Origin of the sequence: Acidovorax sp. HMWF018 (assembly GCF_003061035.1) — a bacterium.
Classification (GTDB): Bacteria; Pseudomonadota; Gammaproteobacteria; order Burkholderiales; family Burkholderiaceae_C; genus Acidovorax; species Acidovorax delafieldii.
The window spans coordinates 1-10,642 of the sequence record NZ_QAIM01000102.1 but is presented as its reverse complement, the minus strand read 5'-3'; the positions used below and the strand labels follow the sequence as shown (position 1 = coordinate 10,642).

At 68.4% G+C, this 10,642-nt stretch carries 12 protein-coding genes; 6 read left to right on the top strand and 6 right to left on the bottom strand.

What is annotated here, in order from left to right; all coding sequences use genetic code 11:
• The 4 genes from creC to DBR23_RS03580 form a co-directional block, all read right to left on the bottom strand.
• A partial coding sequence (gene creC / locus DBR23_RS03595; RefSeq protein WP_108497347.1) for a two-component system sensor histidine kinase CreC occupies positions 1 to 910 on the bottom strand: 910 nt, incomplete at its 3' end.
• Between the two features lie 133 nt (positions 911 to 1,043).
• Entirely contained in the window at positions 1,044 to 1,757 is a 714-nt protein-coding gene (locus DBR23_RS03590) for a winged helix-turn-helix domain-containing protein (RefSeq protein WP_108497346.1), read from the bottom strand.
• 6 nt (positions 1,758 to 1,763) lie between these two features.
• On the bottom strand, positions 1,764 to 2,399 hold the full coding sequence (locus DBR23_RS03585; protein ID WP_108497345.1) for a MarC family protein: 636 nt from the start codon (positions 2,397 to 2,399) through the stop codon (positions 1,764 to 1,766).
• A gap of 176 nt (positions 2,400 to 2,575) precedes the next feature.
• On the bottom strand, positions 2,576 to 3,322 hold the full coding sequence (locus DBR23_RS03580) for an SDR family oxidoreductase (protein ID WP_108497344.1): 747 nt from the start codon (positions 3,320 to 3,322) through the stop codon (positions 2,576 to 2,578).
• A gap of 133 nt (positions 3,323 to 3,455) precedes the next feature.
• Here DBR23_RS03580 and DBR23_RS03575 point away from each other — a divergent pair, with 133 nt between their 5' ends.
• Both DBR23_RS03575 and DBR23_RS03570 read left to right on the top strand, forming a co-directional pair.
• On the top strand, positions 3,456 to 4,145 hold the full coding sequence (locus DBR23_RS03575; RefSeq protein WP_108497343.1) for a dienelactone hydrolase family protein: 690 nt from the start codon (positions 3,456 to 3,458) through the stop codon (positions 4,143 to 4,145).
• A 107-nt stretch (positions 4,146 to 4,252) separates the two neighbouring features.
• Complete coding sequence (locus DBR23_RS03570) at positions 4,253 to 5,113, top strand: amidohydrolase family protein (protein ID WP_108497342.1); 861 nt, start codon at positions 4,253 to 4,255, stop codon at positions 5,111 to 5,113.
• A gap of 168 nt (positions 5,114 to 5,281) precedes the next feature.
• On the opposite strand, the gene DBR23_RS03565 is transcribed toward DBR23_RS03570, so the two are convergent.
• Positions 5,282 to 6,535, bottom strand: a complete 1,254-nt coding sequence (locus DBR23_RS03565) for a magnesium transporter CorA family protein (RefSeq protein ID WP_199227623.1) — start codon at positions 6,533 to 6,535, stop codon at positions 5,282 to 5,284.
• 60 nt (positions 6,536 to 6,595) lie between these two features.
• Entirely contained in the window at positions 6,596 to 7,603 is a 1,008-nt protein-coding gene (hemB, locus tag DBR23_RS03560) for a porphobilinogen synthase (RefSeq protein ID WP_108497348.1), read from the bottom strand.
• Positions 7,604 to 7,891: 288 nt separating this feature from the next.
• Between hemB and DBR23_RS03555 the strand changes: the two genes are divergently transcribed.
• The 4 genes from DBR23_RS03555 (at position 7,892) to DBR23_RS03540 (ending at position 10,638) form a co-directional block, all read left to right on the top strand.
• Positions 7,892 to 8,320, top strand: a complete 429-nt coding sequence (locus tag DBR23_RS03555) for a CopD family protein (RefSeq protein WP_015012180.1) — start codon at positions 7,892 to 7,894, stop codon at positions 8,318 to 8,320.
• 18 nt (positions 8,321 to 8,338) lie between these two features.
• Positions 8,339 to 9,442, top strand: a complete 1,104-nt coding sequence (locus DBR23_RS03550; RefSeq protein WP_056057538.1) for a VanZ family protein — start codon at positions 8,339 to 8,341, stop codon at positions 9,440 to 9,442.
• Positions 9,443 to 9,540: 98 nt separating this feature from the next.
• Positions 9,541 to 9,900, top strand: a complete 360-nt coding sequence (locus DBR23_RS03545; protein WP_015012182.1) for a ferredoxin — start codon at positions 9,541 to 9,543, stop codon at positions 9,898 to 9,900.
• An 87-nt stretch (positions 9,901 to 9,987) separates the two neighbouring features.
• A complete protein-coding gene (locus DBR23_RS03540) occupies positions 9,988 to 10,638 on the top strand; it encodes an alpha/beta hydrolase (RefSeq protein ID WP_056642991.1) in 651 nt (216 codons plus the stop codon).
• The last annotated feature ends 4 nt before the right edge of the window (positions 10,639 to 10,642 follow it).

The following is a 10,642-nucleotide window of genomic DNA, read 5'->3' as shown; positions in this document are numbered from 1 at the left end:
GCTCGTCTTGCAGCAGCTCGCCCGCGCCCCGGATGGCGGCCACGGGGCTCTTGAGTTCGTGCGTGAGCGCGCGCACGTAGCCTTCGATGTAGTCGCGCCCCTCCAGCCGCGCGCGCATGCGGTCCATGGCGCGGGCCAGGTCGCCCAGCTCGCCGGGCACCTCGGGCACGGCCAGGGCGGTGGGGGGCGGCAGGTTGGGGTCGTGGCGTTCGCCATCGGCCGGGCCTTGCACGCTCAGCGCATAGTCGCGCAGGCGGCGCACGTTCCACACCATCCACAGCGTCACTGCCACGCCCACGGCGGCCGACAGCGCCAGCAGCAGCAGCCCGCCCATGAACACCTTGCGCTCGGCCCGGTCGATGAAGCGCTGCACCGTGCGCGTGGGCTTGGCCACGGTCAGCACGCCAGCGATCTGGCTGTTCACATAGATGGGCGCGGCCACGTGCATCACGCCACTGGTGTCGTCGTCCTCCACTTCGCGGGTGGAGCGCGCGCCGTACTCGCCGCGCAGCGTGCGCGCCACATCGCGCCAGCGCGAATAGTCGGCGCCCACGGCGCGGTTTTCCGAGTCGAACAGCACGCGGCCGGTGGTGTCGGTCACGTAGATGCGGTAGTCGAGTGACTGCTTGGAAAAGCCCCAGATCGCCGCGTCGATGGGCCGCGTGGCGTAGCGTCGCACATGCTGGGCAAACGGGCTGGCGCTGCTGTTGTCATCCCCCCGTGCCAACCGCCCGGCGGCCAGATCGTCACTGGCCAGCTCGGCCAGGATGTTGGCCGTGTCCACCATCATGTCCTCCATCACCTCGCGTACGCTGGGCTTGATCTCGGCCATGAACACGCGCAGCACAAAGAACGCGGCGATGCCGTTGATGAGGAAGAAGGCGAACAGCAGGCGGATGCCGAGGCGCATGGGCTAACCTCGCGCTGCGCGCACGCGCTTTGAAACCGGCGCTGCGCAGGCCAGTGCCACCGTGGAACCGGCTTTGCCGGGCCACGGGTGGCGTCCCCCCACGGGGGAAGGCGCGCAGCGACTCAGGGGGGCATCACACATCCAGGCAATACCCCATGCCCCGGTGGGTGCTGATGTACTCGCGCGCCGGGTCCACCTCGCGCAGCTTGGCGCGCAGGGTCTTGATGTGGGTGTCCACCGTGCGGTCGGTGCTTTCGCTGTCGTCGCCCCAGGCGGCGGCCAGCAGGGCGTCGCGCGAGTGGATGCGGCCTGCACCGCGCAGCAGGTGGGACAGCAGGCGGTACTCGCGCCGGGTCAGCGGCAGGGCCTGGCCGCGCAGGCTGATGCGCTGGCCCGTCTCGTCGTCGTGGAAAGGCGCAGCGGCCGAGGTGGCGGGTGCAGAGGCCGGGTGGCCGTTGCCATTTCCGTTCCCGTGGCCCGCGCGGCGCAGCAGCGCCTTCACGCGGGCGGCCAGTTCGCGGGGGCTGAAGGGTTTGGTCAGGTAATCGTCCGCGCCCAGCTCCAGGCCCAGCACGCGGTCAATCTCCTCCCCGTGGGCGCTGAGCATCAGTACGGGCAGCGCGGCAGTGGGCGGCGCATTGCGCACATCGCGCAGCAGGTCCAGGCCGCTGCCGTCGGGCAGGCCCACGTCCAGCACCAGCAGGTCAAAACGTGCGCGCTGCAGCTGCTGGCGCGCGTCGTGCACCAGCAGACTGTGCGTGACGGTCAGGCCGTCGCGCTCCAGCGCATAGGCCACGGTGCGGGCGATGGCGGGGTCGTCTTCGAGCAGCAGCAGGCGGGCAGACATGGGCGGTCAGCGCGCGACGAGGATGGGGAACAGCTTGCCCAGCCCGTCCGCCATCACCTCCACCGCCAGCGCGGCCAGGATCAAGCCCATCAGGCGGGTCATCACATTGATGCCGGTCTTGCCCAGCACCCGCGCAATCGGGTCAGCCAGCGCAAAACACACGGCGGTGGCCAGCGCGATGACCACGCCGTAGCCCACCAGCGCCAGCGTCTGCCACACGCCCTGCGCGCGGTCGGCGTAGATCACCACGGTGGACATGCTGGCCGGGCCGGTGAGCAGCGGGATGGTGAGCGGCACCACGGCGATGCTGCTGCCCGCAGCGGCCTTTTCGGCGCCTTCTTCAAACTCGTTGGTGCTGGGCTTGGCCTCGGCGGGCTGGGCGTTGAGCATGTTCATCGCGCTGATGAGCAGCAGCATGCCGCCGCCCACCTGAAAGCTCTGCAGCGAGATGTTGAAGAAGTCGAGGATCTGCAGGCCCAGCAGAGCGCAGGCGGCAATCACGCAAAACACGCTGAAGCTGGCCACCTGGATGGTGCGGCGCCGCTGCGGGTACGAGAAGCCCTGCGTGTAGTGGATGAAGAACGGCACGATGGCCAGCGGGTTCACGATGGCCAGCAGGGTGATCAGGGGTTTGAGGTCCATCAGGGCGCTCCCAAGGGCAAGTGGGCGGGTGGTTCTTCGGGGGGCTCAGGCCAACGGCCGATGAGGGTGGCGCAGCCCGGGCTGTGCGCGAGTATGCGGTGTTTTCTGCGCCGTTTGGCGGTCGGGCATGCTGCGCTGCAGCGTGCCTGCGACAGCGTGGCGCCGGGCCTTCTCTTCTAGCGCCCGCCCGACACATCCATCAAGGTGGCGGTGGTATAGCTTGCTGCGGGCGACATCAGCCAGACGATGGCCTCGGCCACTTCGTCGGCCGTGCCGCCTCGCAACATGGGCACCTGGTGCGAGAGGTCGCGCACGCGGTCGGGCAGGCCGCCGCTGGCGTGGATGTCGGTCTCGATCAGGCCGGGGCGCACGGCGTTCACGCGGATGCCCTCGGCCGCCACCTCGCGCGCCAGGCCGATGGTGAAGGTGTCGATGGCGCCCTTGGCCGCCGCGTAGTCCACATACTGGTGTGCCGAGCCCAGGCGCGAGGCGGCGCTGGACACGTTGACGATAGCGCCACCGCTGCCGCCATGGCGCGTGCTCATGCGCCGCACGGCTTCGCGGGCGCAGACGATGCTGCCGATCACGTTGGTGTCGAACATGCGGCGCAGGCGCTCGGTGCTCATTGCGTCCACCCGGGCGGTCACGTCCACCACCCCGGCGTTGTTGACCAGGGCGCTGATGCGGCCCAGCTCGGTGTCCACCGCCTGGAACATGGCCAGGATGTCGGCCTCGCTCGCCACGTCGCCCTGCACCGCGATGGCGGTGCCGCCGTCTGCACGGATGGTATCGACCACGCCCTGCGCGGCGGCCTCGTTGGCGAGGTAGTTGACGACCACGGCCCAGCCATGTTTTGCGGCCAGCCGTGCGGTGGCGGCGCCAATGCCCCGGCTGGCGCCGGTGATTAGTGCGATCTTCTCCATGGGGTGGGGTCTCCTGCAAGAATGGCGCATTGGAACAGGTTCTGCGCCCCGCCGCGCAGCGTCCTGGCCGACATCGCGGGCCTATTGCGGCCCATTCACGCGCCATATTTACCAAAGCAAAGGAGCATTCAGCATGGGACAGTTTGTTGATCTGACATCGAGTGACGGTTTTGTGGCCCCCGCCTGGATCGCCAAGCCCGAAGGCACGCCCCGTGGCGCCGTGGTGGTGCTGCAAGAGATTTTTGGCGTGAACTCGCACATCCGTTCGGTGGCCGACCGCTATGCCGCCAGCGGCTATCTGGCTGTGGCGCCCTCCACCTTCCACCGCGTCAAGCAGGGCGTGGAGCTGGGCTACACCGGTGACGACATGCAGGCCGGCATGGGCCTGAAGGCTGCCGTCGAGGCCCTGCCCGCGCCGGGCGTGATGCCCGACATCCAGGCCGCCATCGACTACGCCGCGCAGCAAAGCGGCGGCAAGGTGGGCATCGTGGGCTACTGCTGGGGCGGCCTGCTGACCTGGCGCTCGGCCTGCCAGCTGCAGGGCCTGTCGGCCGCCGTGCCGTACTACGGCGGTGGCGTGACCACACCGGAAGAAGTGGCCCGCACCCCCAAGGTGCCGGTGCTGGCCCACTTTGGCGAGCGTGACCACTGGATTCCGCTCGACAGCGTGCAGGCCTTCGGCAAGGCCCACCCGGAGGTCGAAGTGCATGTGTACGCTGCCGACCACGGCTTCAACTGCGACCAGCGCGGCAGCTACGACGAGGCCGCTGCCAACACGGCCCGCGAGCGCACCCTGGCCTTTTTTGCCAAGCACCTGGGCTGAGACCGCCCCAGTGACCGCGACACGATAGCGAACGACCAACGGGGGTGATCATGGCGGATTTCAGGCGTTTTTGGCCCCAAGCGCTAGTCCGTCATGCGCTGACAGCTATGGGTTTGATAGCGCTGTGCGCTAGCGCCCACGCGGCCGACTACACCGGCCCCCTGTTCGACGCCCACCTGCACTACAACGAGGAAGCCTGGGACGGCAAAGCAGGCCCGCACCCCCCCGCTGATGTGCTGGCGCGCATGAAGGCCAGCGGCGTGCGCGCCATCGTGGCCAACTCGCGGCCCAATGCCGGGTCGCTCACGCTGGCGGGCCTGCCGCAGACCCGCGAGGCCGGCGTGACGGTGGTGCCGTTTGTGCGGCTGTACCGCAACCGCGCCGACTACACCGGCTGGTTTGCCGACGACACCATCTACGACATGGTGCAGACCGAACTGGCCCGGGGCACGCCCGCCGGCCCCTACCGGGGCCTGGGCGAATTCCACCTGTACGACAGCGCCAACGCCAACGGCCCCGTGGCCAAAAAGCTCATGGCCCTGGCCGAGCAGCGGGACCTGGTGGTGCTGGCCCATGTGGACGACACCGCCATCGACCTGCTCATGGCCAACACCCCGTCCAGGGGCCAGAAGGCCCGTCTGATCTGGGCCCATACCGGCATCGGCGGCGCGCCGGTGGAGCGGGTGGACGCCCTGATGGCCCGCTACCCGGGCCTGGTGGGCGAACTCTCGTACCGCCCCGGCTTGGTCTGCGACGACAACCAGCTGTGCCCTGCCTGGCGCACGCTGCTGCTCAAGTACCCCACGCGCTTTGTGATCGGCTCGGACACCTGGGTCAACCAGCGCTGGCAGCACTACGAAAGCCTGATGCAGGGCTACCGCCAGTGGCTGGGCGGCCTGCCCGCCGACGTGGCGCGCAAGGTGGCGTGGGACAACGCGGCGGGGTTGTTTGGGGTGGCCTGGCCATAAGGCACTGGAACGCATGACCCTTCCTGTTTTTGGGTGACGCACGCTGATACGGGCGCTGACCCAAGCCAGGGATGCCAAGCAAGGGCCGCCCCGCAGCGAGGGCATCGTCCCCCTTCCCGGCAAAGCCGAGAGAAGGGGGAAGGCCCGAAGGGCCTCAGGGGGATGTTCCTATCTTGTCCTCGCCAGATACCGCTTGCGCCAGAACAGCAGCACCAGCGACACCGCGATGAACACCATCGACCCCATGGCCCACCAGAAGCCATCGGCCTTGTGCACCAGTGGAATGAACTCGAAGTTCATCCCGAAAATGCCCGCAATCAGGTTCAGCGGCAAAAACACGGCCGTGAGCGCCGTGAGGGTGCGCATGATGTCGTTGGTGCGGTTGCTCTGCACCGAAAAGTGCATCTGCACGGCGGTTTCGGTGCTCTGCTCCAGGCGCCGCACGTGGTGCACCACGCGCTCGATGTGCTCCAGCACGTCGCGGCTGCGCACCTTGAGCAGGTCCAGCTCGCGCAGGCCCGCCGGGGTGTCGGGCAGGGCCCAGGTTTCCAGCGCGTCGATCCAGTCCTGCACGGCGGTGCGCTGGTCTTCGCAGATCTCGTCGAGCATGTGCAGCGACAGGCGCGCTTCGAGCAGCGAGGTCCAGTTCACGTACCGCGCGCGGGGCTTGAGCAGTTCGGTCTGCCAGTGGTCCAGCTGGCGGGTGAGCTCGCGGCGCAGGTCCAGGTAGCCGTCCACCATCTGGTTGACCACACGCAGCATCAGGTCGGCGGGGCTGGTGGGCAGGCGCGAGCCCGAGATGGGGCTGCTGCGGCCTTCGCCCATGCCGGGGCCCGCGTGGGCGTTGCCGTGGGCGGCAGCATGGCTGGCGGTGGCGTTGGTGCCATTGCTATTGCCATTGCCATTGCCATTGGCCGGGGTGGCCGCCAGCAGCCGCGTCGCGTAGGCATCGCGCACCGCGCAGTCGGTGGGGTGCACGGTCAGCAGCAGCTGGTCGAACACCGCAAACCCCACGGGGCTGGTGTCGATGCGACGCAGCACGGGCGGGCCGCTGCGCTTGACCGGGGCGTTGGGGTTGTTGTCGGGCTCGGCGGCAACGGCCGGTGTGGCGGGGGCAGCAGGCCCGGGCTGCCCAGCCTGCGCAGCATCGCCCTGCACCGTGGCCAGGCGGCGGAACACCAGCAGGTCGTACTGCGAGGTGTAGTCGTAGTGCGAGGGCAGCTGGGCGTTGAGCAGGTCGGACACATGCAGGTCCACCAGCTGCAGCCCGATCAGCGCCTGCAGGCGGCCCTGGATCTCGGCGAGCCGCGCCTGAAAGGCCGGACGGGCGCAGGCGATCCAGAGGAAACCCTGCGTCGGCATCTGGGCGGGCAGGGCTGTCAGCTCCTGCACGCCGCTGCTGTGGATGTGAAAGATGCGCATGGACACCGTGGTTTCAGTCAAAAACGCCGGTAGCGCCAGTGGAATATGCGCTGACAGCTATTATTTTTGTAGCTTGCGTGCCACGTCGCGCGCAAAGTAGGTCAGCACGCCGTCGGCGCCTGCGCGCTTGAAGGCCAGCAGGCTTTCCATCATCACGGCGTCGTGGTCCAGCCAGCCGTTGGCGGCAGCGGCCTTGATCATGGCGTACTCGCCGCTCACCTGGTAGGCAAAGGTGGGCACGTGGAACTCGTCCTTCACCCGGCGCACGATGTCCAGGTAGGGCATGCCGGGTTTCACCATCACCATGTCGGCGCCTTCGGCGATGTCGATGGCCACTTCGCGCAGGGCCTCGTCGCTGTTGCCGGGGTCCATCTGGTACACGTTCTTGTCGGCCTTGCCCAGGGCGCCGCGCGTGCCCACCGCGTCGCGGAAGGGGCCGTAGAAGGCGCTGGCGTATTTGGCGCTGTAGGCCATGATGCGGGTGTGGATGTGGCCCTGCACCTCCAGCGCCTCGCGGATCGCGCCAATGCGGCCGTCCATCATGTCGCTGGGGGCGACGATGTCCACGCCCGCCTCGGCATGCGTGAGCGCCTGGCCAGTGAGGATCTCCACCGTCTCGTCGTTGATGATGTAGCCGGTCTCGTCCAGCACACCGTCCTGGCCGTGGTTGGTGTAGGGGTCCAGCGCCACGTCGGTCATCACGCCCAGGTCGGGAAACTCCTTCTTCAGCGCCCGCACCACGCGCGGGATCAGGCCGTCAGGGTTCAGGGCTTCCTTGCCATCCGGTGTCTTGAGCGACGGGTCAATCGCCGGGAACAGCGCCAGCACCGGGATGCCCAGCTTCACGCAGTCTTCGGCCACGGGCAGCAAAAGGTCCAGGCTCAGGCGGTCCACGCCGGGCATGGAGGTCACGGCCTCGCTGCGGTTCGTGCCCTCGTGCACGAACACGGGGTAGATCAGGTCGTCGGCGGTGACCACGTTCTCGCGCACCAGGCGGCGGGTGAAGGCATCGCGGCGCAGGCGGCGCGGGCGGTTCTGGGGGAAGGGGGCAGGGCTTTGGAGATGCATCATCGGATTATGAAGCCCTCCCTGTGGCGCTGTGCACCTGTTCGCCCCCCGGTGGCAGGGGGACGGGCGGCGGTTGTTGGCGCCTCGGGCGCGCTCTGGAAAAGCCGCTTGTAACCGCCCAGGCCCAGTGCTAGATTGGTGCCGGGCGGCTTGCCGCCCCCCGCTTTTCCTCCCTGAGCGGGACCTGGGCTGCAGCGATGCGGCACAGGCTTTCCCGGCCCGGCGGATCTGCCGGGCTTTTTTTTGGGGTTGTCCCGTCGGAGTGGCGTAGGCCCGTAAACTGCCCTCATGCTCTGGGTCAAAGCCTTTCACATCGTTTTCGTGGCCAGCTGGTTTGCGGGCCTGTTCTATCTGCCGCGCATCTTCGTCAACCTGGCGATGGTGGCGCCCGGCTCGGCCGCCGAGCGCGACCGCCTGCTGCTCATGGCGCGCAAGCTGATGCGCTTTACCACCCTGCTGGCTGTGCCCGCCATTGCGCTGGGGCTGTGGCTGTGGCTGGGCTACGGCATTGGCCGGGGCCCGGGCAATGGCTGGATGCATGCCAAGCTGGCTGTGGTGGTGCTGGTCATCGGCTACCACCATGCGTGCAGCGTGCTGCTGCGCAAGCTGGCCGACGGCACCAGTCGCCGCAGCCATGTGTGGTTCCGCTGGTTCAACGAAGCGCCGGTGCTGCTGTTGCTGGTGGCCGTGGTGCTGGTGGTGGTCAAACCCTTTTGACGGAGACGCAGAGGGCGCATGCACAAAACCTCTGCTTGGCCGCTCGCGCTGACGTACACGGCGCTGATCGTTTTTGCCAGCCTGTTCCCGTTTGACGGGTGGCGCGAGCAGGGCATCGACCCCCTGGTCTTCCTGCTGGCCCGGTTGCCCCCGCCGTACTGGACGGGGTTTGACGTGGTCACCAACCTCGTGGGTTACGCGCCCCTGGGCTTTTTGCTGGTGCTGGGCCTGTTGCGATCGGGCTGGCGGCGTGTGCTGTGGGCGGTGGCGCTGGCCACGCTGGTGGGCACGCTGCTGTCGCTGTGCATGGAGTTTCTGCAGATCTACCTGCCCCGGCGCGTGCCCTCCAACCTGGACCTGGCGCTCAACGCGCTGGGCACGCTGGCCGGTGCGCTGAGCGCCGCGCTGCTGGAGCGGCTGGGGGCGCTGGACCGCTGGAGCGACTTCCGGGCGCGCTGGTTTGTGTCCGACGCCTCGGGCGGCATGGTGCTGCTGGCGCTGTGGCCGCTGGCGCTGCTGTTTCCGGCCGCGGTGCCCTTTGGCCTGGGCCAGGTGCTGGAGCGGCTGGAGGCCGCGCTCATCGACCTGCTGGCCGATACGCCGTTCCTGGAGTGGCTGCCCCTGCGCGAGACCGAGCTGGACCCGCTGTCACCCAGCGGCGAGCTGCTGTGCGTCACCCTGGGGCTGCTCATCCCCTGTCTGCTGGGGTATTGCGTGATCCGCCAGATGGGGCGGCGCGCCCTGTTTGCGCTGGCGGTGGTGGGTGTGGGCATTGTGCTGACCGCGCTGTCCGCCGCACTCAGCTGGGGCCCCGTGCACGCCTGGGAGTGGATGGATCTGCCCGTGCGCGTAGGCGTCTGGGCGGCGCTGGCGTTGGCCCTGCTGATGCTGGCCCTGCCGCGCCGTGCCTGCGCTGCCGTGCTGCTGCTGGCGCTCACCTGGCATCTGGCACTGCTGAACCAGGCGCCCACCAGTGCCTACTTTGCCCAGACGCTGCAGATCTGGGAGCAGGGCCGTTTCATCCGTTTTTATGGCCTGGGCCAGTGGCTGGGCTGGCTGTGGCCCTACCTGACGCTGCTGTATGTGGTGTTTCGGGTGTCCCGGCGAGAGGGCGGGGCCTGAGTCGCAGGGCGATGGCCTCTGGCTTTCTGTGTGGCCGGGCAGGGGCTTGGGGCGTGGCCTCGCCCGCTGGAAGAGGCAGGGGTCCTTAAAATGCAGGGATGAGCGACACCCCTTCCGCACCGGCCGCAGCGCCCGGTTATTACCAGCGCCACATCTTCTTCTGCCTTAACGAGCGCACCAACGGGGAAGACAGCTGCGCGCACCACAACGCACAGGCGGGTTTTGACCGCTGCAAGGCCCAGGTCAAGGCCGCCGGGCTGGCGGGTGCCGGCAAGGTGCGTGTGAACAAGGCCGGTTGCCTGGACCGTTGCGCGGGTGGCCCCGTGGCGGTGGTCTACCCCGAGGGCACCTGGTACACCTATGTGGATGCGGCGGACATCGACGAAATCGTCGAATCGCACCTCAAGAACGGCCAGGTGGTGGAGCGTCTGGTCACGCCAGCGGAACTTGGCCGCTGAGCGCGGCTCCATCCCTGTCTTGGAACGATTTTGGCAGCAGGCGCTAGTGGATCATGCCCCTGTTGCTATTGATTGAGTAGCAAATCCGTGAATGCCCAGACCGAACGCCTGACCCTGTCCGGCCCCGCAGGCGCCATCGAGGCCGTGCGCGACAGCGCCACCCTGGCCGATGGCGCGGCGCCCCGTGGCGTCGCCATCATCGCCCACCCGCATCCGCTGTTTGGCGGCACCATGGACAACAAGGTGGTGCAGACCCTGGCGCGCGCGTTTGTGCAGTGTGGCTGGACGGCGGTGCGCTTCAACTTCCGCGGCGTGGGCGCCACGGCCGGCGTGTACGACGAAGGACGGGGTGAGTTGCAGGACCTGCTGGCGGTGGTGGAGCAGGTGGCTCCCGCCGCCGAGGGGCAACCCCTGGCGCTGGCGGGGTTTTCTTTCGGTGCATTTGTCACCAGCCATGCGCTGGAGGCACTGTGGCCCACGCAGCGCGTGGAGAAGGCCGTGCTGGTCGGCACGGCCGCCAGCCGCTTCACGGTGGCCCCGGTGCCGCCCGATGCCCACCTGCGCACGCTGGTCGTGCACGGCGAGCAGGACGACACCGTGCCGCTGTCCGCCGTGATGGACTGGGCCCGGCCCCAGATACTGCCTGTCACAGTCGTCCCCGCGGGGGGGCATTTCTTTCACGGACAATTGCCGCTTCTGAAGAATCTGGTGGTCCGCCACCTGCAATCGGGCGCCTGAGGGG